This window comes from Agrobacterium sp. rho-13.3 (assembly GCF_033957765.2).
GTDB lineage: Bacteria > Pseudomonadota > Alphaproteobacteria > Rhizobiales > Rhizobiaceae > Agrobacterium.
Genome location: NZ_CP192774.1, coordinates 2,425,001 through 2,449,188 on the forward strand (window position 1 = coordinate 2,425,001; position 24,188 = coordinate 2,449,188).

A 24,188-nucleotide genomic window follows, 5' to 3' on the forward strand; every position below is an offset into this window, starting at 1 on the left:
TATTCAATTGTCAAAAAACAGACACCTAATCGTGTCAAAAAACCTAAACCAAAACCCGAAGGCCTTGATAATAAAGACTAAACTCATTCGCTCAGTCTTCGGTTTTCTCTAGAACGAAGGACATCGTCGCTAGCAGCGCCGCCGCCCTCGTTCAGTGAGCGGGTTATAGAACTACACCCAATACATAGTCAACAGGGCTCCTGTAAAAAAACTGACATATTTATCAAGGTACTGATTTTAAAGATTATTTTCGACACCACATATCTCAGTGGTCATTTAGGCCTCTGGAAAGCCAATACTGGCCCTGCTTTGTGAAACATGCGATAGGATAAGCCAGTTCCCCCGGCCATCCATGCCGGTCATTGCCATTATATAGGATTGGACATCCCGTGCGCATTCTTACAGAAGCCGTCATTCCCGAACTTCCCAAATATTATCGCGGCAAGGTTCGCGAGAATTACGACCTGCCTGACGGCAACCGGATCATCATCTCCACAGACCGCCTTAGCGCCTTCGATCGCATATTGACCTGCATTCCTTATAAGGGGCAGGTTTTGACGCAGACGGCGCACTACTGGTTCGAGCAAACAAAAGACATCTGCCCCAACCACGTCGTGTCCTATCCCGACCCCAATGTCGTGATAGGCAAACGCCTTGATATTCTGCCGGTCGAAGTTGTCGTGCGTGGATATCTCGCCGGAACCACCGGCACGTCTATTCTGACACTCTATAAGAAGGGAGAGCGCGACATGTACGGCGTGACCTTCCCGGATGGTATGAAGGACAATCAGATATTACCGCAGCCCATCATCACGCCGACCAGCAAGGAATTCGATGGCGGTCATGATGAACCCCTCACACCTGCCGACATTATTGAAAAGGGATTGTTGACGCAGCAACAGTGGCAGACACTCTCCACCTATGCGTTGGCGCTCTTCAAACGTGGACAGGACGTTGCTGCCCGCCGCGGACTTATTCTCGTCGACACCAAATATGAGTTCGGCACCGATGAAAACGGCACCATCATTCTGGCCGATGAGATTCACACACCCGATAGCAGCCGTTACTGGATGGCAGATAGTTACGAAGAAGCCTTCCAAAATGGAACGCGACCAGCGAGTTTCGATAAGGACTTCGTCAGAGCATGGGTCGCCGAGCGTTGCGATCCGTATAAAGACGACATACCGGAAATTCCAGAAGACCTCGTGCTGGACACCTCGAAAGTGTATATAGAGGCTTATGAGCGCATTACCGGCCAACCCTTTCATCAGGATGATACGGAAACATCACCTCTTGAAAGAGTACGGAAAAATCTGGAGCCATTTTTCCAAGGAGCGTAATCTTGGCTAGAGCAATCGGTCAAACATCACCATCGCGGAAAGACGAAGCGGGCGGCCGACAAATCCGCCCGCGTCGTTCGGCAGAAGAAACCCGCTGCGATATTCTGACAATGACCGAGCGGCTTTTCCGTGAGCGTGGATTCGGTGCCGTATCGATTGCAGATATCGCTGCCGCGCTCAGCATGTCGCCCGCCAACATCTTCAAGCATTTTCACTCGAAGAACGCGCTCGTTGACGCAATCTTCCTTCAGCAAATCCGGCTTCTGGAGCAGAAGATCGATCTGCTGGACGCCAGCCACTCTCCATTTGAAAGACTGCGGCATCTGGCACGAAATCTCATGGAGAACCACCGTAGCGATCTCAACGACAATCCTTACATCTTCGAAATGATTTTGATGACAGCCAAACGCGAACTTGCGTGTGGCCGTTATTATGAGAATGTGATCACCACACTCCTGGAAGATATCATTCATGGTGGCGTGGAAGAGGGTATTTACCCCCAAACGGACGCCAACAAAGCCGCACGCGTAGCCCTATATGCCTTTACAAGCATTTTGCATCCCGCATTGATCGCCCATGAGGAACTCGACATTTTGGCAACACGATGCGAGGAACTCGCCGAATTCGTAGATGCTGCACTGCGATATCGGATTGCTAAGTGACGATGCGGCCTATACGTCACTTACTCCATTTTGATAGCCTCATCCGCTATTTGCGAGTGCAGTGAACGAACTGAAGTTTTCGCCGGGCACTTTAAAGAAACCGAGATTCGATCGTTGGACATGAGAAAAATGATGAAAAGACGTCTATATCCTCTATTCACAACATTGCTCATGGCAGGCGTTATCGCCGGATGCAGCGACAGCGGCGATAACAAGCAGGCCGCTGGGCAAAACCAGCGCCCGCCCTCTCCGGTCAGCGTCATCACGATGAAATTGAGCGAATATCCGCTCACCACCGTTTTGCCCGGCCGTGCAAGCGCTTTCCAGACCGCAGACATCCGGCCGCGGGTAACCGGCATCATCCGCGAGGTTCCGTTCAAGGAAGGCAGCGAAGTCAAGCAAGGTGACGTTCTCTACCAAATCGAAGACGACACCTATCTCGCAGAGGTGGCGCAGGCCCAGGCAAGCCTTTCCAAAGCCGAGGCCGGCATTCCGGGTGCGCAAGCCAATCTTTCGCGTTACGAGCGGCTTGTGAACAGCGGCGCGACGCAGATCGAATTCGAAAACGCCAAGACGACCTTGGCGCAGGCGCAGGCCGATGTCGCTCAGGCGAAAGCCGCCCTCGATACGGCAAACATCAATCTCGACCTGACAAAAATCCGCGCGCCCTTCGATGGCATAACCTCATCGACCAATTTCACGATCGGCAATGTGGTTACGGCGAACCAGACATCTGCGCTGACCACGCTGCGCCGCATTGATCCGATCTACATTGGTCTCATCGAATCCAGCACCAACCTGTTGCGCTTGCGCAATGCCATGTCATCCGGCCAGGTCGGTCAGGGTGACAAAACCGCCGCTATTCACCTGACATTGGAAGACGGAACCGAATATTCGCAGGACGGCAAGATCGATATGGCAGACATGTCGGTCAGCGAAACGACCGGCACCTTCTCCATTCGCGCCCTTTTCCAGAACCCGAACAATCTCATCCTGCCCGGCACCTATGTGCGTGCAACATTGACGATCGGCAATGAAAAAGGCTTCGTCATTCCGCAACGCGCCGCATCCAGAAACGCCAATGGCGAACTGACGGCGAAATTCGTGACTGCGGAAAACAAGATCGAAACGCGCATCTTCCCGATCAGCCAGCAGTCTCGTAATTCCTGGCTGGTGACGGAGAATGTGAAAGAGGGCGACAAGCTGGTCGTGGATGGTTTCCAGTGGATAACCGAGGGAGCGACCGTCGCGCCCGTGGAAGCCACAATCGATGAGCGTGGCATCGTCGTGCCGCAAAAACCGGCGCAACCGGCCGCTGCACCGGCAACTCCCAAGTGAAGCTCAACACAAGCTCGTTTCTCCCATTCAGAAATTCCGAAAAAAGGTAAGGCGCAGTTCATATGGCCCACTTTTTCATAAGGCGCCCCGTTTTTGCGTGGGTTATTGCAATCGTCATCATGCTTGGCGGTGTGTTGGCAATTTCCACGCTGTCCATCTCGCAATACCCTGAAATCGCGCCAACGACGGTGCGCATCAGTGCGAACTACAATGGTGCGAGCGCCGAAACGGTCGAGAAGTCAGTCACTACAGTCATCGAAGACGGCATGACCGGCCTTGATGACCTGACCTACATGACGTCATCGTCATCCACCGGCAGCTCATCCGTGACGCTGACATTCGGCAACAGCATTTTGCCGGATATCGCGCAGGTTCAGGTTCAGAACAAGTTGCAGCTTGTGCAATCCCAGTTGCCTGATGTCGTGCAGCAGCAAGGTATCGAAGTCAGCCGTTCGACCTCGAGTATCCTGATGGTCGGCGCGCTGATTTCCACCGATGGAAAACGCACATCTGCCGATCTTGGCAACGTGTTCTCGGTCAGCCTTGAAGACCAGATCAAACGTCTGGAAGGCGTGGGCAGCATCAACGTCTTCGGCTCCGAATATGCCATGCGTATCTGGCTGGATCCCTTCAAGCTCAACAAATACCAGTTGACGACATCGGACGTGACAAGCGCGATCGAAAGCCAGAACACGCAGGTTTCGGTCGGCTCTCTCGGCGCGTTGCCAGCCGTTCCCGGCCAGCAACTCAATGTCACCATTACCGCGCAAAGCCAGCTCACCACCGTTGCTGATTTTGAATCGGTCATTCTCAAAGTCGAAAAAGACGGCGCTGCTGTTCGCCTCAGCGACGTCGGACGCATTGAGATCGGCCAGGAAACCTATGGCGGTGATTCGCGTTCCAATGGCCGTCCTTCTGCGGGCTTCGCCGTCAATCTGGCAACCGGCGCAAATGCGCTTGATACCGCAGCCCGCGTAAAAGGCGCTCTCGCCGCGTCTGAAGGCTCGCTGCCGGAAGGCGTTGTCATTGAATATCCTTACGACACGACGCCATTCGTGAAGCTCTCCATCGAAAAAGTCGTGCACACGCTGATCGAAGCGATCATCCTCGTCTTCGTGGTGCTTCTGGTGTTCCTCCAGAATCTGAGAGCGACGTTCATTCCGATGATTGCGGTGCCTGTTGTGCTGCTTGGCACATTCGGCATTCTGGCGATAACGGGTTATTCGATCAACACGCTGACGATGTTCGCCATGGTACTGGCCATCGGCCTTCTGGTGGACGATGCCATCGTCGTTGTCGAAAACGTCGAACGCATCATGTCCGAAGAGGGATTGTCTCCGCTGGAAGCGACGGAAAAGTCGATGGGCGAGATCACCGGTGCCATCATCGGTATCGCCCTTGTTTTGACGGCCGTGTTTATTCCCATGGCGTTCTTCGGCGGCTCGACCGGCATCATCTATCGCCAGTTCTCCGTTACAATCGTCTCGGCCATGCTTTTGTCCGCCGTCGTCGCCATCGTTTTGACGCCCGCGCTTTGCGCAACCATGCTGAAGCCGATCAACCACGAAAAAAAGCAGCGTGGTCCCGGCGCATGGTTCAACCGTAAATTCAACCGCACGACGGATGGCTATGTTTCCTCCATTGGATATCTGCTCAAGCGTCCGCTGCGCGTCACGATCCTTTTCCTCGTGGTCATCGGCGGCTGCGCGTGGTTGTTTACCCGCCTTCCAAGCTCGTTCTTGCCACAGGAAGATCAGGGCGTTCTGCTGACGATCGTTCAAACCCCGACGGGTTCGAACATCGAGCGCACGAACGACGTTGTGAAACAGGTTGAAAGCTACTTCCGTGAAAAGGAAGGCAACAACGTCGAATCGGTGTTTGGCGTTCTGGGCTTCAGCTTCGGTGGGTCCGGTCAGAACAACGCGATCGTGTTTACGCGTCTCAAGGACTTCTCCCTGCGCACAGCGCCTGAACAGCATGCTTCCGCAATCATCCAGCGTGCCATGGGCACATTCCTGTCTATCCGCGATGCACAAGTCTTCCCGCTTCTGCCTCCGGCCATTCAGGGCCTTGGCAACTCCAGCGGTTTCTCGATGTATCTGGTGGATAGCGGCAAGAACGGCACTGACGGGCTGACGGCGGCATCGAAAGAGCTGATACAGCTTGCTGGCAGCAACCCGAACCTCAGTTCCCTGCGCAGCAACAGCCGCGATGAAGAATCTCAGATGAAGATCAATCTTGATCAGGAAAAGATGGGCGCGATGGGTGTGAACCTCGCATCGGTCAACCTCATGCTCTCGACGATCTTTGCTGGCCGCGATGTCAACGACTTCACACTGAACGGCGAACTCAAGCCCGTCTATGTTCAGGGTGACGCACCTTATCGTATGCAGCCAGACGACCTCAAATACTGGTACGCCCGCAATACCAATGGCGAAATGGTGCCCTTCTCGTCGTTCAGCGAAGTCTCATGGTCCAACGGACCGCCGACGCTGGCTCGTTACAACGGCACAAGCGCCATCTCCATGGAAGGTGCCGCAGGGCCCGGCGTTGCCTCCGGTGACGCCATGAACGAGATGGAACGCCTGACGGCAAGCCTGCCAGGTGGTTATACGGTGGCATGGCAGGGCATTTCCTATCAGGAACGGCTCTCCGGTTCGCAGGCACCCATGCTCTATGCGTTGTCTGTCCTGATCGTCTTCCTGTGCCTTGCAGCCCTTTATGAAAGCTGGTCCATCCCCTTCTCCGTCGTCTTGGCTGTGCCGGTGGGTGTGCTGGGCGCTTTGACTGCCGCGCATTTCTTCGGGCAATCGAACGACGTCTACTTCAAGGTGGGGTTGCTGACGACGATAGGCCTTGCGGCGAAAAACGCGATCCTGATCGTGGAGTTTGCAAAGGAACGGCAGGAGCATGGATTGAGCCTGCTGGAAGCGACACTCGAAGCCGCAAAGCTTCGTTTGCGCCCGATTATCATGACGTCGCTTGCCTTTATTTTGGGTGTCGTGCCGCTGGCAATCGCCAATGGCGCAGGCTCTGCGGCGCAAAACGCAATCGGTATAGGCGTTTTGGGTGGTATGCTTTCTGCAACACTCCTCGGAATTTTCTTCGTTCCATCCTTTTTCGTCGTTATTCGGAGGCTATCGAAGCGTTAACAAACTTAAAATATGCTAGTAAAGCAGGAAGACGTTGATAAAACTGTACCAGATTCGTAATTCTGGATGTTTCTTCAGCGTACAGCTACGCTACGCTCGTTTTGACTGAGGCTGCCAAGTGCGCCAACATTAATTGGGATAACTTCATGCTGTCTATTCGCGTTGCCATTCCGCTCACCATGCTCCTGCTTTCGGGTTGCGTTGTTGGTCCAGATCACAAAACGCCTGAAATCCAGTTGCCGGGTAAATTTGCGGAAGGTGGAAAAACCAGCAACGGCGACGTTGCAACCGTTGCTTGGTGGAACGCGTTCGGCGATAGCCGTCTGAACGGCTATGTTTCGACAGGCCTTGCCCAGAACCTCACGGTCCTGCAAGCTCTGGAGCGCATCAATCAGGCGGAATCGAACATCACCGTTGCGGGCGCTGGTGCGCTGCCAAGCCTGACTGCCTCTGCTTCCCATTCCACAAGCCAGACCAAAGGCAGCCTCGCGACAGCCGATACGCCTGTGCGGAACGTGACCAGTGGTGGCGCTGACGTTTCCTGGCTGCTTGATCTTTTCGGCCAGTATCGCCGACAGAAAGAAAGCGCCAGTGCGTCTCTCGACCAGGCCTATGCCACTGCCGACGTTCAGCGCCTGACGCTGATTTCTGCCGTTGCTTCTGCCTATATCGATGTTCGTTATTATCAGGAACGTCTGGCAATCGCCCGCAAGAACCTTGGTTCGCGCCGCGAAACACTCGATCTGACCAAGCTTCAGCTGGAAGCGGGTGCCGCCTCTCGTCTGGACGTCGTTCAGTCCGAAGGTCTCGTGAATTCCACGCTGGCTGAAATGCCGAACCTGGAAACCAACTTCCGCCGTGCTGCGCACCGCATCGCCACATTGCTTGGTATGCCTGCTTCATCACTTGTTACGGAACTTCAGCGCAGCGCGCGCCAGCCCGTAGCCCGAAGCGTTCCCCGCACCGGCATTCCGGCTGATCTTATCCGCAACCGTCCGGACATTCGTGCAGCCGAGCGTGCGCTTGCCGCCGCAGTCGCCAATATTGGCGTTGCGGAATCCCAGCTTTACCCGAGCATTCAGCTTAGCGGTTCCATCACGCCAAGCTTTTCGCGTTTGAGCGGCGTCAACAGCGGCACGTCGAATGCGTGGTCGTTCGGCCCCAACCTTGTTCTTCCGATTTTCGATGGCGGCCGTATTCGTGCCAATATCGATATCGAGAAGTCACAGGCACGCGAACAGTATCTCGCATGGAAATCGACGGTTCTTAACGGGATCGAAGAAGTTGAAAATGCGCTCGCAGCCGTTAATCGCGATCAGCAGACAGCAAACGCGTATCGCAAGACTGTAACATCCTATCAGGAAGCCCTGTCCCTCGCGACCGCAAGCTATCGCGATGGCGCATCTTCGCTGCTGGACGTTCTTGATGCACAGCGTCAGGTGTCGGTTGCGCAGGCCAATCTTGCAACAGCAGTTCAGCAGACCGCGCAAGATTATGTCGCCCTCAGCATCGCACTGGGCGGCGGTTATGCCGTTGGTACTCCACAAGCTGTTGCCAACACAAAGATTGCAGCAAACGTTCCCAAGGGCATGTAATCCTTCGATCGACATCTCGATTAAATCATCCCGCAACTTCGGTTGCGGGATTTTTTGTTTGTGACCCAGGCAATAAAAAAGCCCCGGATCACTCCGGAGCTTTTTCAACCATCAGATCAAACCAAAAAGATCAGTCCTTGGCGCGCTCGACGTAGGAATTGTCTTCCGTCAGAACGACAACGCGAACACCGGCATTGACGTGCGGCGGCACCATCGTGCGAATGCCGTTGGAAAGAATAGCAGGCTTGTAGGAAGACGACGCTGTCTGCCCCTTCACGACCGGCTCGGTTTCAACGATTTCAAGCGTGGCGTGGCGCGGCAGTTCCATGGAAAGAGCCACACCTTCGTAGATCGAAAGAATGACAGTCATGCCTTCCTGAAGATAGGCCTTCTGCTCACCAATGGTTTCAGCGTCAACTGCAACCTGATCGTAGTTCGCAGGGTTCATGAAGTGGAAGCCTTCGCCGTCTTCATAAAGGAACTGGAAGTTAACATCCTCAACGAAAGCGCGTTCAACCTGCTCGGTCGTGCGCCAGCGCTCGGACACCTTCACGCCGTCGACGATGCGACGCATATCGACCTGCGTAACAGGCGTGCCCTTGCCGGGGTGAAAGTTATTGGCAGTGAGAACGACGTAGAGCTTGCCCTCAACTTCGAGAACGTTACCCTTGCGGACGGATGAGGCGATGACCTTGACCATATGATTTCCTTGTAACTCAATGAAATGCGTCGTAAAGGACGGCGCGATTGCACTGACCCAACGGACATTTTGTCTGTTTTCTGGGGCGCAACTACCTTAAATTTGCAAGAATTGCCAGCCTTCAAGAGAACAGACGGAAAAGAAAGCATCAAATGGGCTCGAGCATCGACACAATGTCTGCATGGTGGACGCCCGATGTGCATCTGGATCGCCGTCCCTTCCTTTTGGGACGCAACGCCATCCAGTCTGCCATGCGCGGCTTCTTTGCAGCCCGGGGCTTTCTGGAGGTCGACACCGCGACCTTACAAATCTCCCCCGGCAACGAAGCTCATCTCCATGCATTCGCAACGACCGGCATAACAACGAGCGGTCATCCAACGCCGCTCTACCTGCATACATCACCGGAATTTGCCTGTAAAAAGCTGTTGGCGGCGGGTGAAAAACGCATCTCTTGCTTTGCCCATGTTTACCGCAACCGCGAACGTGGGCCTCTGCATCATCCCGAATTCACGATGCTGGAATGGTATCGCGCAGGCGAAACCTATGAAACGCTGATGCGCGATAGCGCCGAGCTAATGGCGCTTGCGGCAGACATCATGAAGACGAAGACCTTCACCTATCGTGGTCGCGGCGTTGATCCCTTTCTTGAACCGGAACGGCTGAGTGTTGCCGAGGCCTTCCAGCGCTATGCCAACATCGATCTGCTGGCGACAATCGACAGTGATGGCGGAACGGATCGCGATCATCTGGCTACAAAGCTGAAAGACGCAGGCATTCGTGTTGCAGAGGATGATAGCTGGGCGGATATGTTCAGCCGCGTCATCGTGGAGCGTGTTGAGCCGGAACTGGGGTTCGGCAGGGCGACGATCCTTGACGAATACCCGACCAGTGAAGCGGCCCTTGCCCGCCGGTCGCCTAAAGACAGCCGCGTGGCGGAACGTTTCGAGCTTTATGCCTGTGGCGTGGAACTGGCCAATGGCTTCGGCGAATTGACGGACGCGGCAGAACAACGCCGCCGCTTCGAAGCCGAAATGCTCGAAAAACAGCGCGTCTATGGCGAAACCTATCCGCTCGATGAAGACTTCCTCGCTGCCCTGACAATCATGCCTCCAGCCAGCGGCATCGCCCTTGGTTTTGACCGGCTGGTCATGCTGGCAACCGGCGCGCCGCGCATCGATCTCGTTATGTGGGCACCCGTTGCGGTTTACGGCTCATGACAGGACAAAGCTTGAAAACGGCGCATGATCTTTTCGATGCCGGCTTGATCGACGAGCCAACGCTGGATCGCATTCGCCCGGTCGTGGAACGATATGCCGTGGCGCTGACATCCACCGTTGCCAATCTGATCGATACGCATGATGCAAACGATCCCATCGCGCTGCAATTCATTCCCCGTGACGCGGAGCTGGTGCAGACACCGGAAGAACGCGCTGATCCCATCAGCGATGAGGCGCACAGCCCCGTCCACGGCATAGTCCATCGTTACCCGGATCGCGTTTTGCTGAAAGCCGTGCATATCTGCCCGGTCTATTGCCGTTTCTGTTTCCGCCGCGAGATGGTCGGGCCGCAGGGCAATGGGACGATGAGCGCCGATGAACTTGCAGCAGCGCTGGCGTATATTCGCGACCATGAGGAAATCTGGGAAGTAATTTTGACGGGAGGCGATCCGCTCGTTCTCTCGCCGCGCCGCCTGACCGCCATCATGGAAGGCTTGAAGGCCATTTCGCATGTCAAAATCGTTCGGTTCCACACGCGTGTTCCCGTGGTCGATCCAGAGAGAATCGATGCTGATCTTGTCGAGGCGCTCAAAGCCAGCGGCAAAACCACTTATATCGCGCTTCACGCCAACCATCCGCGTGAAATGACAGACGAAGCACGAGACGCCTGCGCACGGCTGATCGATGCCGGGATTGCCATGGTCAGCCAGTCTGTCCTTCTCAAAGGCATCAATGACGATCCCAGCATCCTTGCGCAGTTGATGCGCGCCTTTGTCGAAACGCGGGTCAAACCCTATTATCTGCACCACCCGGATCTCGCACCGGGCACCAGCCATTTCCGGCTGGACATCGAAGAGGGGCAGCGAATCGTCTCTGCTTTGCGCGGCCATATCTCCGGTCTGTGCCAGCCAACCTATGTTCTGGACATTCCGGGTGGACATGGAAAAGCCGTCATCGGCCAAAATGCGGCGACGAAACATGCCGATGGTTGCTACGCCGTTTCGGACTTCAACGGCAAGGATCACCTCTATCCGCCGTCTTCGGAATAAGAAAAACCGCAAAATCGATGTTTCTTAGGGCCTTCGTACACAACCGGCCCGATGAAACAAAAATTTCACAATTTCGCCTTCCTCCTGTCATCATAAAGAAAAATATTCTACCTATATTGATAATCATTGATTCCGAAGCAAATCCGGGATATCAATGTTTCAACTGGAGAGTGATTCTCCGGTATTCCGGATCAACACGCAAGCAAGGAGAGTGTCATGTTTAAACTTAAATGCATCACCGCGATCCTTGGTCAGCGAATTCCGAATGCCGGGCGCACGTCCATGTGGTCCCGCTGCTGTCGAATGTGACCTAACCCGTCCACCAATCTTTCAAAATTCGACTCGATGAAATGCTGTGAAAAAAGCCACGGCGGGAGAATGTCTATGTTTAAGCAAGTTATTGAATTCGCAGGTGAAGCAGTGGGTATCGTTGTTCCAGAGGACAACCGCCTGAAGTTCATCGCCGTAAAATTCCACGTCCACGATCTAGACGAGCAGCGCTTCGATAGCGCAGACGATGTGCGGATTGCCATTCGCAACCTCGTTCGCGACCGCAATGTTGCAGCCCTCGTGTAAGACATGGCAGAAAGCCATGCAGGAATGCCGGTTTTCAGTGTGAAACACCGGGACGCTAAAAAACACAAAAGGCGTTGCCTCCATTTCGGGACAACGCCTTTTTCATGCTTTGCATAAACCAATCAGAACGCCGTGAAGGTCAGCGTCGTCAAGGATCGGACAATACCGGGAATGCTGACGATATTCTCATTGATGAATTTGCCGACATCCTGCTCCGGCGCGACATAGACCTTCAAAAGAAGATCATATTCCCCGCTGGTGGAATAAAGCTCGGAAACCAGTTCCGTTTTGTAAATAGCATCGGCAACATCATAGGTCTTGCCGGGTGTGCATTGAAGCTGCACGAAGATGGGCTTCATGATCCGTTTCCCGTCATAGATTGAAATCAGCACAAACCGCAGACCGCCTTGCGCGCATTCCGCACTATTGTCCGAGCCGGGTGATGGTTTCAAGCACATTCCCTTGTGGCATGACATAATGACGATATGTCGGTATTCACAAGTGAAACGCGGTTGTAAGCTCGGCAATAATCGTGATCCCTGAGCCGCGCTTTGGTGACAGGGCATTGCGCATGACCTTTCGTTTCCTGGGTGATTTCGATGTACAACGATCCACGCTCTCACGGCCTTTGGGAAAAAACTGCACCGAAACCGCCTGTCACATCCATGCTTCAAAGCGCGGAAAAAGCCGAGGTCGTGGTCGTGGGCGGTGGCTTTACCGGCCTTTCCGCAGCGCTGCATCTGGCGGAACGCGGCATTCGGGTAATCGTGCTGGAAGGCAAGGAAATCGGTTTTGGCGGCGCAGGTCGCAATGTCGGCCTTATCAATGGCGGCATGTGGGTCATGCCCAAGGAACTGCCAAACGTCCTTGGTCCGATCTATGGCGAAAGGGTCCTCGATCTTTTGGGCAACGCACCCTTCGTCGTGCGCGCTCTGATCGAACAACACCAGATCGAATGCGAACTTGAAAAGAACGGTACGCTGCACTGCGCCGTGGGTGAAAAAGGGCTGGTGGAAATTCGTGAACGTTGCGCGCAATGGGCAGCACGCGGAGCACCAGTTCGCGTTCTTGATGCGCAGGAAACCGCTGCGCGTATAGGTTCCACAGCCTATTCGGGCGCGTTACTGGATGAACGTGCCGGAACGCTGCAACCGCTTGCCTATGTTCGCGGACTGGCCCGCGCCGCGCAAAAAGCGGGAGCAACCATCTACACCTCCAGCCCGGTGATCGGCACCGAACAGCAGGGCAATGGCTGGACAGTCAAAACCGCCAATGGCTCAGTGTCTGCAGACTGGATTGTGGTTGCCACGGAAGCTTACAGCACCGGCCCTTGGGAAATCATCCGCGAAGAACAGGTCTACCTGCCCTATTTCAATTTCGCAACGAAGCCGCTGGGCGACAATCTGCGTCAATCCGTGCTGCCAAACCGCGAGGGCTGCTGGGATACGAAAGAAATCCTGTCCTCCTTCCGTATGGACAAGGCCGGACGTTTGGTTTTCGGCAGCGTCGGCGCTTTGCGCAACACGGGTGCTGCCGTCCACCGCGCATGGGCGAAGCGCTCACTCAAGCGTCTCTTCCCGCAATTAGGTGAGGTGGAGTTCGAATGCGAGTGGTATGGCCAAATCGGCATGACCGACAATGCCGTTCCCCGCTTTCACAAATTCGCGAGAAATGTCGTCGGTTTTTCCGGTTATAATGGTCGCGGCATCGCGCCGGGCACGGTTTTCGGTAAGACACTTGCCGCCCATATTGCCGGTGACATCAACGAAGACGCCCTTCCCCTGCCGATAACTGCGCCGGAAGCCCGGAGTTTGCGGGCCTTGAAGGAAGCCTATTACGAAGCAGGCGCACAAATCGCCCACATTGCTGGCGAACGGATTTAGACGAAACGCAATAAACAGCCTCTGAAACGAAGCTTCTCATGATCATCGATATATTCTTGAAAATATAAAGATGCCCCTCTATGACAGTCGTTATATTTATCAAAATATCTCGAAAAGGGGCAAGGGAATGAACGTTCTTCGTCGTAATCTGATCAGAACCACAGTGGCAGCCGTTGCGGGCGTATGGCTAGCAACCGTTGGTGTGGCCACGCCAGTCTTCGCACAGGAAAAAGTCACGGTTTTCGCCGCCGCCAGCATGAAAAATGCGCTCGACGCTGCCAATGCGGAGTGGACCAAACAGTCTGGCAACAAAACGACGGTTTCCTATGCCGCAAGCTCGGCACTGGCAAAACAGATCGAAGGTGGCGCACCGGCCGATCTCTTCATCTCCGCTGACCTTGCCTGGATGGACTATGTCGCGGGCAAAAAGCTGATCAAGGAAGACACGCGCACCAACCTGCTGGGCAACCGTCTGGTTCTCGTTGCCCCTGCGGACAAGGCCACGCCTGTCGAGATCAAACAGGGCTTCGACCTTGCAAAGCTGGTGGGTGATGGCAAGCTGGCCATGGGCGCGGTGGATAGCGTGCCTGCTGGCAAATACGGCAAGGCAGCACTGGAAAAGCTCGGCGTCTGGTCATCGGTTGAAGGCAAGGTCGCAGGCGCGGAAAGCGTTCGCGCAGCGCTCGTTCTCGTGTCTCGCGGTGAGGCACCTTACGGCATCGTGTACCAGACCGATGCTGCTGCCGATCAGGGCGTCAAGATCGTCGGATCCTTCCCGCAGGAAAGCCATGAGCCCATCATCTATCCGGTCGCCATCCTGTCTGAATCCAAAAGCCCGGCTGCTGCCGCCTATCTCGATTTCCTGAAGTCAGCAAAAGCAGCACCTTTCTTTGAAAAGCAGGGCTTTACTATTCTCAAGTAAGATCAAATCATCACATTGATCGTTATGGCTCTGGCCGCCGCCAGAGCCATAACCCGTCGACGGGAATGGCATAGTGGACTGGTTATCGCTCAGCGCGGAAGAATGGACGGCGATACGGCTCAGCCTCTGGGTGTCCAGCATCGCCATGTTTGCCAGCCTTCCCTTCGGTATACTCATTGCATTGGCGCTGGCGCGCGGCCAGTTCTGGGGCAAGTCGTTGCTCAACGGCATCGTCCATCTGCCGCTCATCCTGCCGCCCGTCGTTACCGGCTTCATTCTTTTGGTCGTATTTGGACGCCGGGGCGTTATCGGCCAGTTTCTCGACCAATATTTCGGTATCGTTTTCTCATTTCGCTGGACAGGTGCTGCACTCGCCTGCGCCATCATGGCGTTCCCGTTGATGGTGCGCTCCATCCGGCTTTCGATTGAAGCGGTGGACCGCAAGCTGGAAGAAGCTGCCGGAACGCTGGGCGCAAGTCCGCTCTGGATATTCCTCACCATTACCCTTCCACTGACCCTGCCTGGTATCATCGCAGGCATGATCCTCGCTTTCGCAAAAGCCATGGGCGAATTCGGCGCAACAATCACCTTCGTGTCGAACATTCCAGGCGAAACACAAACGCTGTCAGCGGCGATCTATACCTTTACGCAGGTTCCGGGCGGCGATGCGGGCGCGTTGCGACTGACACTGGTGGCCATCGCGATATCCATGATCGCCCTGTTGGCCTCAGAGTTTCTGGCCCGCATCGTCGGCAAACGGGTGAACGCGGAATGACCCTTTTATTCGACGTCAAACATAGGCTTGGCTCCTTCACACTGGACGCAAACCTCTCGACTGGCAAAGGCGTCACGGCGCTGTTTGGCCGCTCCGGCTCTGGCAAAACCTCGGTCATTCGCATTATTGCGGGCCTGACGAAACCGGAGCACGGCAGAATAGAACTCGATGGCGAAGTTCTGGCAGATAGCCAAAAGCGGCTTCTCGTTCCCTGCCACAAACGCCGCTTTGGTTATGTCTTTCAGGAAGCGCGGCTGTTCCCGCACCTGACCGTCGAACAGAACCTGCATTATGGTTGGCGGTTTTCCGGCAAAACGGCAGAGCAAACGGAAAGCGCAAAGATTATCGATATGCTCGGCATCGGCGACTTGCTGAAGCGTCGCCCGGAAAAATTATCGGGTGGTGAAAAACAGCGGGTTGCGATTGGCCGCGCCCTTTTATCATCACCGCGCCTGCTGTTGATGGATGAGCCATTGGCCGCGCTGGATGAAGCGCGCAAGGCAGAAATCATCCCCTATCTGGAGCGGCTTCGCGACGAGACTAAAATCCCGATCATCTATGTCAGCCATTCGGTCAGCGAAGTCTCACGCCTGGCAGATACAATCGTTGTGATGAAAGACGGCAAGGTTGATGTTGCGGGACCGGCAGCGGAAATCCTGTCTCGCCCGACGTTCAGCACTCATCTGGAGCGTCGGGAGGCTGGAAGCATTCTTTCGGGCCGAGTCGCTGCTTTTGACACCACGCACAGCTTGGCATCCATCGAACTGACCGGCGTAACGTTGCACGTCCCGGCCCCATCAGCAGCGGTGGGCAAACAGGTTCGCGTCCATATTCCCGCTCGCGACGTGATGCTGGCAACGGTGAAGCCCGAAGGTTTGAGCGCACTCAATATTCTTCAAGGCCATATTGCGGAAATAACATTGTCGGATGACGGAATGGCGATGGTGCAGGTGGATTGTGGCGGCGATATCGTCCTGTCACGCATCACCAGCTTGTCGGTCGAAAGACTGGCGCTGGAGCCGGGGAAACCGATCTTCGCCATCGTCAAATCGGCAGCGCTGGATCCCTATTGATCAGAATTGCGACTGGCGTCCAGCCAGTCCAGATCGGCTTGAAGCGCGTCTTTCAGGCGTTGCTCCATGCCACGATAACGCTCAAGCAACTCCTGCCCGAACGTGGTTAGTGCGGCCCCGCCGCCCTGCTTGCCACCGCGCTGCGATTCGATGACCGGCTCTTTAAACATATGGTTCAGCGCATCTACCAGCAGCCATGCGCGGCGATAAGACATGTCCATCGCTCGCCCGGCAGCGGAAATGGAGCCTGATGAGGCGATCAATTCCATCAGTTGGATTTTGCCACGGCCAAGCCTGTGGTCTGGCGGAAAGTCGATGCGAAGCACGGTTTTCAGCGGCAGTCTCTCCCTCATTCAGTGCGCTCCCCGAAATGATCCCGCCATGATGTCTGCGCGCCCTCATGCGGCAAGGCGGTCGCCTCATAAACCCCGCGTGCAATGGCCCGGCTCATGACGATGCTGGCAAGATGGCACAGTTCCGTAAAATCGCTCGCGGCACTCAAGGGCTTTTTACCGGTCGCAGCGGCAAACATTGTGTCACCATCACTGGAGAGATGCGATGGCAGAACGGCCCGTGCCAAACCACCATGCGCCATAATCGACAGCCGGTACGCCTGCGCTTTCGTCAAAACCGCATCGGTCACGACGGCGCCTATAGTCGTTGCTATCAGCGTCACGCCTTTGATGCGCAAGGCCGTGTCGGCAGCAGCGAATTGAGGTGAAAAACCCAAGCCACCAAACTCGTCTTCTCGCTCAAACGGCGCTGCCCAAAAATGTCGGCTGGCTCCCACGGTCGCGGAACCCATCGCGTTAACGGCAACGATGGCCGCAATCTTGTGCCCACCAGACGTCACGGCGCTGGCAGAGCCAAGCCCACCCTTGAGCGTCGCGGTGGTTGCACCCGTTCCCGCGCCAACGCTGCCTAGAGAAAACGGCTGATTGGACGCGGCTTTGAAGGCTTCATATCCCATATCGCGATAGGGCGAATGCAGGCCCCAATCCTTGTTGCCACTATTCAGCAGGTCCATCAGAATGGCCTGCGGTACGATGGGAACGCGGGTTGAACCGACCTGAAATCCACGCCCAATTTCCCGCAGCCCGGCCTGCACGCCACCGGCAGCATCCAGACCGAAGGCCGAGCCACCGGACAACACAAAAGCATCGACCTTTTCCACCGTCATGGATGGATCAAGCAACGCCGTATCCCGCCCTCCCGGCGCACCGCCCAGAACGGAACCGGAGGCAATGGCCGGTTCATCGAAGATGATGGCGGTCACGCCCGATCCCAAGTTGAGGTCGGTCACATGACCAACCGCAATGCCGTCAATATCGGTCAGCAGATTGTGCAAGGGCGGAATACTCCTCTGTCTCTGCCGGTATCCCGCCCTAAAGCGTGGTTGTCAACGTCAGGAAAACACGGCCGTACCGATAACGGGTGTCGATGGCACAGCCATATCGCGTGGCTCTAACATGCCTGCCAGATAAGCCTCGCGGCCCGCCGTCACCGCCTTGGCGAAAGCCCCCGCCATGATGACCGGATTGCCTGCACCGGAAACCGCCGTGTTCAGAAGTACCGCATCGTACCCCAGTTCCATCACCGTTGCGGCATGGGATGGGCGTCCCAATCCGGCATCGACGATCATCGGCACATTCGGGAAATGCGCCCGCATAGACCGCAACGCCGTGATGTTCAGCGGCCCCATCGCGCTGCCAATCGGCGCGCACCACGGCATCAAGACCTTGCAACCGGCATCGATCAGCTTTTCCGCCACCACCAGATCATCGGTCGTATAAGGAAACACCTCGAAACCCTCGTCGCTCAAAATGCGCGCCGCGTCCACCAGCCCAAAAACATCCGGCTGAAGCGTATCGTGATTGCCGATCACTTCCAGCTTGATCCAGTTGGTCTTAAAGACCTCCCGCGCCATTTTGGCGGTCAAAACGGCTTCCTTGGCGGTGTGGCATCCTGCCGTATTGGGTAAAATATGGCGGTCCAATTCACGGATCAGTTCGAAAAACTGCCCACCCTTTTTACCGCCCGCCGTTTCCCGGCGCAGAGAAATAGTCAGAATATCCGTCTTGCTGGCCCGCACCGCATCCGCCAGCACCGCAGGCGAGGGATAGCGTGCCGTGCCAAGCAGAAGGCGGGAACCAACCTCACGTCCATAAAGCGTCAGCATGGTCTATCCTCCCTGCATGGGTGAAAGAACTTCGATTTTGTCGAAGTCCTTCAACTGAAAATCGGAGCGATCCTCGGCATGGACGAGATCACCATTCACGGCTGTCGCCAGCCAATCGCCTTCATAGTCCAGCACGGTCAGAAGCTGAGACAGCGTGGCGGTGGCAAGATCATGCTCTTGCCCGTTTACGAGAATTCTCATGGGAAAACTCCTTTAGAAAAACAATGTCGGAGGCCTGCCGTGCCATGGCGGGCGAAAGCAGAAAGCCGTGCCGATGTGCGCCGTTGATGAAGAGCGTGTCGCCTTTCTGGCTGATCGCAGGAAGATTGTTGGAGAAAGCCGGGCGGATGCCTGTCCCCGTCTCGATGATTTGAGCCTCCCCAAACGCTGGATGAAGCGCATAGGCGGCATTGAGAAGTTCCATCATCGAGCGCGCCGAAATCGGTCCCGCCTCGTCCGTTTCAATCATCGTCGCACCCACCATAAAACGTTCCGCTGCACGCGGCACGATGTAAAGCGGAATGCGCGGATGAAGCAGCCGCACGGGGCGTGAAAGCGTTACCTCTGTCGTAACCAGATAAAGCATCTCGCCGCGCACGCCGCGAAGCCCAGTCAACTTGCCGGTCTGCGCGTGGCCCGTGCAATCAACGACGCAGTCGAACGCAGTTTCGTCCGTTTGCTCACCAAGATGGAAACCAACGCACATCGAAATGAGGCGTTCGTAAAGCGCAGTCAGAGCGAGGCGTGGATCAAGATGCCCTTCGCCCGAAAAGAACAGACCCGCGCGGAACCGTCCTGCAAGGTCCGGTTCCAACGCTGCGATCTCATCCTCATCAACCCAGCGATACCCCGAGGTGCGGGAGGCGAAGCGGGAAAGCTCCGCCTTGTCCCGCGCCGGTGCCACCACCAGCGTACCCTTGCGCGTCACCAGCCCCGGCGTTGCCTCATCCCACCAATCAAGCGCAGATTGGCCTAATGTCAGCACGGCCTCCTCTGCACTTTCACGCTCACACCAAGGCGCCAGCATGCCGCCCGCAAACCAGGACGCACCGCGCCCCGGTTTGTTTGCCAGATCGCAGACTTCGACACCCACGCCCCGGCGCGCAAGTTCAAGAGCAGCCGTTAGACCGGAAACGCCTGCACCTTTAACCAGAACGCGCATCTCATTCCCCCGCCACCGGCTTTTCCAGCGGCATATAAAGATCGCCACCCTGCTGGAATTTTTGCGCCATGGCCTCCAGACCTTCCTTTTGCGCCTCGGCACGAATGTCGTGCGAGATCCGCATGGAGCAGAATTTAGGTCCGCACATGGAGCAGAAATGCGCAACCTTGTGCGCTTCCTTCGGCAATGTCTCATCATGGTAGGAGCGTGCCGTTTCCGGGTCGAGCGACAGGTTGAACTGGTCTTCCCAACGGAACTCGAAACGGGCACGAGACAAAGCATTGTCGCGGATTTGTGCTGCCGGATGACCCTTGGCAAGATCGGCAGCGTGGGCGGCAATCTTGTAGGTGATGACGCCGACCTTCACATCATTGCGGTCCGGCAGACCCAGATGCTCCTTTGGCGTGACATAACAAAGCATCGCCGTACCGAACCAGCCGATCATCGCCGCACCGATGCCGGACGTGATGTGGTCATATCCGGGCGCGATATCCGTCGTCAGCGGTCCAAGCGTGTAAAAAGGCGCTTCGCCGCAGACCTTCAGCTGCTTGTCCATATTCTCTTTGATCTTGTGCATCGGCACATGGCCGGGGCCTTCGATCATGACCTGGCAGTCTTTTGCCCAAGCGATCTTCGTCAACTCACCCAGCGTTTCCAACTCGGCAAATTGCGCCGCATCATTGGCGTCGGCAATCGAACCCGGCCGCAGGCCGTCGCCCAACGAGAAAGACACATCATAAGCGCGGCAGATATCGCAGATTTCATCGAAGTGCTCATAGAGGAAGGATTCCTTGTGGTGATGGAGACACCACTTGGCCATGATCGAGCCGCCGCGTGAGACGATGCCGGTGACGCGATTGACGGTCAGCGGAATGTAATGCAGCCGCACGCCGGCATGGATGGTGAAATAATCCACACCCTGCTCGGCCTGTTCGATCAGCGTATCGCGGAACACGTCCCAGTTCAGATCTTCAGCAATGCCATTGACCTTTTCCAGCGCCTGATAGAGCGGAACTGTGCCAATCGGCACCGGCGAATTGCGGATGATCCATTCGCGGATGTTGTGAATGTTGCGACCCGTTGAAAGGTCCATCACCGTATCGCCACCCCAGCGAATGGCCCATACCATCTTGTCGACTTCATCCGCCATGGAAGACGTGACCGCCGAGTTACCGATATTGGCATTGATCTTGACGAGGAAATTGCGCCCGATAATCATCGGCTCGGCTTCGGGGTGGTTGATGTTGGCGGGGATAATCGCCCTGCCCGCCGCCACTTCCTGACGCACAAATTCCGCGGTCACGAAATCTGGAATATGCGCCCCAAAACTTTCACCATCGCGTGCCAGCGTTTCCTTTGCCGCCTCGCGCCCGATGTTTTCGCGAATGGCAATGAATTCCATCTCAGGCGTAATGATGCCCGCCCGCGCATAGGCAAGCTGCGTGACCGCTTTGCCGTCCTTGGCCTTCAATGGCTGATGACGTAGAGAAAATTCCGGCGTCAAACGTTCGCCGGTGGCAAAGCCATTGTCCTCCGGTTTGACGTGTCGGCCCTCGTAAGCCTCGACATCGCCGCGTGCCACAACCCAGTCATGGCGCACACGCGGCAAACCGCCTTCGATGCTGACCGTGTGGGATGGATCGGTATAAGGACCAGAGGAATCATAGACCGTAACCGGCGGTTCGCCAGCGGTGGGGTGCACCGCAATTTCACGCATCGGTACGCGGATATGGGGATGGATGATGCCCGGCTTGTAGATTTTGGTCGAAGCGGGAAGCGGACCTGTCGTGACAACAGGGGAGAGATTTTTAGCAGCAATGTTCATCGTGAGGCTCCAAAGCAAAAACAGTGGAGACCCAGTTCGAGCATGAAAGACGAAAAACCACGGGAAAGGCAAGCCGATGATTCGGCCCAGTTGCTCGGCACTGCCGAACTGCTTTTCCCGCGTTTGCACCGTCCCTACGCCAGTATGAACTGGATCAGGTTCAACGGGTCACTGCGCGCTGTAGCAGTATCTCAGCCCCTTGACGGGACTCCCCTGGTGAATGCCTAATCAGAAACCGGCCATGCCACTTTGTCAAGTATGCTGTGGATGAAGTCACATAATCGCGTTGGGTTACACCAAATTAACCTAGCCATTTATTAGGATGTTATTTTTTAGGGTGTAACTTGAAGAATGCGCTATGATAGCATCCGATCGAGGGAGACTACTTGAGATGAATTCAACTATTCGTGAAATACTATCTAAATTCGGCCAACTCCCGGTACCGATCGATACCATCGCCGACGAATCTGATCTTTACGCAGCCGGACTTTCTTCTTTCGCATCCGTACAATTGATGCTTGGCATAGAAGACGCGTTCGATATCGAGTTCCCGGACAATATGCTCAACCGCAAGTCTTTCGCCAGCATCAAGGCGATTGAAGAAACCGTGAAAACAATTCTCGACGGCAAAGAGGCGGCGTGATGAACCTGTCTGTCGCCCCACCGAATGCCACGCTGTCTGCGCGCGCATCGCGTGTTGCGGCGATCGCCGCGCAACACGCTGACGATGTAGACAGCGCCGCACGTTTCCCAAGAGAAGCTGTGGAGGCCATGCGCGCTGAGCGCCTTCTCGGCATTCAAGTTCCCTTGCATCTGGGCGGCGAAGGCGCAAGTCTGACGCAAATCGCCGATATTTGCTGCACGCTTGGCCAGTCCTGCTCGGCCACGGCAATGATCTTCGCCATGCACCAGATCAAGGCATCCAGTCTGGTGGAGCACGGAGAGACAAGCGAATGGCACACCGGCTTCATGCGCCGTGTGGCCGCTGAACAGCTCCTCATTGGTTCTGCCACCACCGAAGGCGGCATTGGCGGAAATCTGCGCAATTCCATTTGCGCCATTGACGTTGACGGGGCCAATTGCTCTTTGGAAAAAGACGCGACCGTCATTTCCTATGGCAGCGAAGCCGACGTCATTCTCATCACCTCCCGCGCCCATGCGGATGCCGCACCTGCCGATCAGGTGATGACGGTTTTTCTTAAAGACCAATATAGTCTTGAAAAAACGCATGTCTGGAACACGCTTGGCATGCGCGGCACCTGTTCCGATGGTTTCCTGTTCAAAGGCAAGGCGCCTTCGGAACAGATTTTTCAAAAGCCGTTTGCAGAAATCGCGGCACAATCCATGCTGGCCACATCGCATCTTTTGTGGAGCGGTGTGTGGTATGGCATTGCGGCAGATGCCGTGTTGCGGGCGCAGGCTTTCGTTCGCGCAGCCGCCCGCAAATCACCCGGCGTCACGCCACCCGGTGCTATCCGTCTGGCGGAAGTGTCCAACAAGCTTCAGATCGTCAAATCCAACGTGATTGCCGGTCTAAAAGCGTACGACGATACCAAGTCCGATCCGGACAAGCTGATGTCGATGGGGTTTGCCGTTGCCATGAACAACGTCAAGATTTGTTCTTCCGAAACGGTTCTGGAAATCATCAATCACGCCATGCTGATTTGCGGCATCATGGGCTACAAGAACGGCACGCCTTACAGCCTCGGCAGGCATTTGCGTGATGCGCATTCCGCCCAGCTGATGATTTCAAACGACAGAATTTTAAGCAATTCCGCCCATCTCCTGCTTGTTCAGAAGCAGGACACCAGCCTTTCAGGATAAGCACCATGGACATGCAAACATCGTTTCTCGATCGCCTGTTCGAAAAGGGCCTGCTGATCGATACTGGCGTGGACGGCCTTTATGGCCGCAGCGGCCAGTTTGAAGACGTCATCGTCGCTTTTGAACGGTTGATCGACACCGTCGGCGGCCCGGACAAGGCGGAAGCCATTCGCTTCCCGCCCGGCATTAACCGCGCTTTTTTTGAAAAAAGCGGTTACATGAAAAGCTTCCCGCAACTGGCGGGCACGGTCCATTCGTTCTGCGGCTGTGAGTTGGATCATGTCAGCCTGCTGAAAAGCATGGACGAGGGCACGGACTGGACGAAAGATCAGAAGGCGACCGATATCGTCTTGACGCCTGCGGCCTGCTACCCGCTTTACCCCACCATTGCCAAGCGCGGAAACCTGCCCGCTGGCGGCGGTCTTTACGACATTCAATCCTATTGCTTCCGCCATGAGCCTTCCAAGGATCCGGCCCGCCAGCAACTGTTCCGTATGCGCGAATATGTCTGCATGGGCACGGAAGCAGATGTCACGGAATTCCGCCAATTGTGGATGGATCGCGGCGTGGCAATGATGGAAAAAATCGGTCTCGACGTGAAGATCGATATCGCCAACGACCCGTTCTTCGGGCGCGCGGGCAAGATGCTGGCCAACAACCAGCGTGACCAGAATTTGAAGTTTGAACTGCTGATCCCGGTCACATCGACCACCAACCAGACCGCCTGCATGAGCTTCAATTACCACCAGGACGCTTTCGGCACCAAATGGGGTCTCAATCTCGCAAACGGCACTGTGGCCCACACCGCCTGCGTCGGTTTTGGTCTGGAGCGTATTGCGCTGGCACTGTTTGCGAAACATGGACTGGATGTGGATGCATGGCCGCAGCCGGTTCGGGATGTGCTTTGGGGCTGAAG

23 protein-coding genes and 1 riboswitch are annotated in these 24,188 nt (G+C 55.7%); of the genes, 15 read left to right on the forward strand and 8 right to left on the reverse strand.

What is annotated here, in order from left to right; translation table 11 throughout:
- The first annotated feature begins 389 nt into the window (after positions 1-389).
- The 5 genes from RMR16_RS11935 (at position 390) to RMR16_RS11955 (ending at position 8,087) form a co-directional block, all read left to right on the forward strand.
- Positions 390-1,340, forward strand: a complete 951-nt coding sequence (locus RMR16_RS11935) for a phosphoribosylaminoimidazolesuccinocarboxamide synthase (RefSeq protein ID WP_320201465.1) — start codon at positions 390-392, stop codon at positions 1,338-1,340.
- 2 nt (positions 1,341-1,342) lie between these two features.
- The gene (locus tag RMR16_RS11940) at positions 1,343-2,002 is read left to right on the forward strand and encodes a TetR/AcrR family transcriptional regulator (RefSeq protein WP_320201464.1); all 660 of its coding nucleotides are present in this window, start codon (positions 1,343-1,345) and stop codon (positions 2,000-2,002) included.
- 132 nt (positions 2,003-2,134) lie between these two features.
- Complete coding sequence (locus RMR16_RS11945; protein WP_320201463.1) at positions 2,135-3,340, forward strand: efflux RND transporter periplasmic adaptor subunit; 1,206 nt, start codon at positions 2,135-2,137, stop codon at positions 3,338-3,340.
- A 62-nt stretch (positions 3,341-3,402) separates the two neighbouring features.
- Positions 3,403-6,492, forward strand: a complete 3,090-nt coding sequence (locus RMR16_RS11950; protein WP_320201462.1) for an efflux RND transporter permease subunit — start codon at positions 3,403-3,405, stop codon at positions 6,490-6,492.
- Between the two features lie 146 nt (positions 6,493-6,638).
- Positions 6,639-8,087 (forward strand): efflux transporter outer membrane subunit, encoded by a 1,449-nt coding sequence (locus RMR16_RS11955; RefSeq protein WP_320201461.1) that lies wholly within the window; start codon positions 6,639-6,641, stop codon positions 8,085-8,087.
- A 130-nt stretch (positions 8,088-8,217) separates the two neighbouring features.
- Here RMR16_RS11955 and efp read toward each other — a convergent pair whose 3' ends face one another.
- On the reverse strand, positions 8,218-8,787 hold the full coding sequence (gene efp, locus RMR16_RS11960; RefSeq protein ID WP_320201460.1) for an elongation factor P: 570 nt from the start codon (positions 8,785-8,787) through the stop codon (positions 8,218-8,220).
- A 152-nt stretch (positions 8,788-8,939) separates the two neighbouring features.
- Here efp and epmA point away from each other — a divergent pair, with 152 nt between their 5' ends.
- From epmA to RMR16_RS11975, 3 genes are all read left to right on the forward strand, one after another.
- Positions 8,940-10,004, forward strand: coding sequence for an EF-P lysine aminoacylase EpmA (gene epmA / locus RMR16_RS11965; protein ID WP_320201459.1), 1,065 nt, complete (start codon positions 8,940-8,942; stop codon positions 10,002-10,004).
- A complete protein-coding gene (locus RMR16_RS11970) occupies positions 10,001-11,053 on the forward strand; it encodes a lysine-2,3-aminomutase-like protein (protein ID WP_320201458.1) in 1,053 nt (350 codons plus the stop codon). Before epmA ends, RMR16_RS11970 begins: the two co-directional genes overlap by 4 nt.
- A 384-nt stretch (positions 11,054-11,437) precedes the next feature.
- Positions 11,438-11,629: a hypothetical protein gene (locus tag RMR16_RS11975; protein WP_320201457.1), complete on the forward strand. Its 192-nt coding sequence runs from the start codon at positions 11,438-11,440 to the stop codon at positions 11,627-11,629.
- Positions 11,630-11,751: 122 nt separating this feature from the next.
- On the opposite strand, the gene RMR16_RS11980 is transcribed toward RMR16_RS11975, so the two are convergent.
- Positions 11,752-11,988: an Lrp/AsnC family transcriptional regulator gene (locus RMR16_RS11980; RefSeq protein WP_320201470.1), complete on the reverse strand. Its 237-nt coding sequence runs from the start codon at positions 11,986-11,988 to the stop codon at positions 11,752-11,754.
- Positions 11,989-12,228: 240 nt separating this feature from the next.
- Here RMR16_RS11980 and RMR16_RS11985 point away from each other — a divergent pair, with 240 nt between their 5' ends.
- The 4 genes from RMR16_RS11985 (at position 12,229) to modC (ending at position 16,282) form a co-directional block, all read left to right on the forward strand.
- Entirely contained in the window at positions 12,229-13,512 is a 1,284-nt protein-coding gene (locus RMR16_RS11985) for an NAD(P)/FAD-dependent oxidoreductase (RefSeq protein WP_320201456.1), read from the forward strand.
- Between the two features lie 127 nt (positions 13,513-13,639).
- Positions 13,640-14,434, forward strand: coding sequence for a molybdate ABC transporter substrate-binding protein (gene modA, locus RMR16_RS11990; RefSeq protein ID WP_320201455.1), 795 nt, complete (start codon positions 13,640-13,642; stop codon positions 14,432-14,434).
- 73 nt (positions 14,435-14,507) lie between these two features.
- The gene (modB, locus tag RMR16_RS11995; protein ID WP_320201454.1) at positions 14,508-15,209 is read left to right on the forward strand and encodes a molybdate ABC transporter permease subunit; all 702 of its coding nucleotides are present in this window, start codon (positions 14,508-14,510) and stop codon (positions 15,207-15,209) included.
- Positions 15,206-16,282 (forward strand): molybdenum ABC transporter ATP-binding protein, encoded by a 1,077-nt coding sequence (gene modC, locus RMR16_RS12000; RefSeq protein ID WP_320201453.1) that lies wholly within the window; start codon positions 15,206-15,208, stop codon positions 16,280-16,282. The genes modB and modC overlap by 4 nt, the downstream gene beginning before the upstream one ends.
- Here the strand turns inward: modC and RMR16_RS12005 are convergent.
- Genes RMR16_RS12005 through thiC form a run of 6 tightly spaced genes read right to left on the reverse strand, consistent with a single transcriptional unit; the run spans position 16,276 to position 21,448 of the window.
- Positions 16,276-16,635, reverse strand: a complete 360-nt coding sequence (locus tag RMR16_RS12005) for a winged helix-turn-helix domain-containing protein (RefSeq protein WP_320201452.1) — start codon at positions 16,633-16,635, stop codon at positions 16,276-16,278. The two genes, modC and RMR16_RS12005, sit on opposite strands and share 7 nt — an antisense overlap.
- Entirely contained in the window at positions 16,632-17,639 is a 1,008-nt protein-coding gene (locus RMR16_RS12010) for a P1 family peptidase (protein WP_320201469.1), read from the reverse strand. The genes RMR16_RS12005 and RMR16_RS12010 overlap by 4 nt, the downstream gene beginning before the upstream one ends.
- Before the next feature lie 48 nt (positions 17,640-17,687).
- Positions 17,688-18,461 carry a thiazole synthase gene (locus RMR16_RS12015; RefSeq protein ID WP_320201451.1) on the reverse strand — a complete coding sequence of 258 codons (774 nt, stop codon included), beginning with the start codon at positions 18,459-18,461 and terminating at the stop codon, positions 17,688-17,690.
- A 3-nt stretch (positions 18,462-18,464) separates the two neighbouring features.
- The gene (gene thiS, locus RMR16_RS12020; RefSeq protein ID WP_320201450.1) at positions 18,465-18,662 is read right to left on the reverse strand and encodes a sulfur carrier protein ThiS; all 198 of its coding nucleotides are present in this window, start codon (positions 18,660-18,662) and stop codon (positions 18,465-18,467) included.
- Positions 18,631-19,623, reverse strand: a complete 993-nt coding sequence (gene thiO, locus RMR16_RS12025) for a glycine oxidase ThiO (RefSeq protein WP_320201449.1) — start codon at positions 19,621-19,623, stop codon at positions 18,631-18,633. The genes thiS and thiO overlap by 32 nt, the downstream gene beginning before the upstream one ends.
- A gap of 1 nt (position 19,624) precedes the next feature.
- Positions 19,625-21,448, reverse strand: coding sequence for a phosphomethylpyrimidine synthase ThiC (gene thiC, locus RMR16_RS12030; protein ID WP_320201448.1), 1,824 nt, complete (start codon positions 21,446-21,448; stop codon positions 19,625-19,627).
- Between the two features lie 113 nt (positions 21,449-21,561).
- A riboswitch (TPP riboswitch) is annotated at positions 21,562-21,673 on the reverse strand.
- A 166-nt stretch (positions 21,674-21,839) separates the two neighbouring features.
- Here thiC and RMR16_RS12035 point away from each other — a divergent pair.
- Genes RMR16_RS12035 through RMR16_RS12045 form a run of 3 tightly spaced genes read left to right on the forward strand, consistent with a single transcriptional unit; the run spans position 21,840 to position 24,186 of the window.
- Positions 21,840-22,091: an acyl carrier protein gene (locus tag RMR16_RS12035; protein WP_320201447.1), complete on the forward strand. Its 252-nt coding sequence runs from the start codon at positions 21,840-21,842 to the stop codon at positions 22,089-22,091.
- Positions 22,091-23,272: an acyl-CoA dehydrogenase family protein gene (locus RMR16_RS12040; protein WP_320201446.1), complete on the forward strand. Its 1,182-nt coding sequence runs from the start codon at positions 22,091-22,093 to the stop codon at positions 23,270-23,272. The genes RMR16_RS12035 and RMR16_RS12040 overlap by 1 nt, the downstream gene beginning before the upstream one ends.
- A gap of 5 nt (positions 23,273-23,277) precedes the next feature.
- Positions 23,278-24,186 carry an amino acid--[acyl-carrier-protein] ligase gene (locus tag RMR16_RS12045; RefSeq protein ID WP_320201445.1) on the forward strand — a complete coding sequence of 303 codons (909 nt, stop codon included), beginning with the start codon at positions 23,278-23,280 and terminating at the stop codon, positions 24,184-24,186.
- The last annotated feature ends 2 nt before the right edge of the window (positions 24,187-24,188 follow it).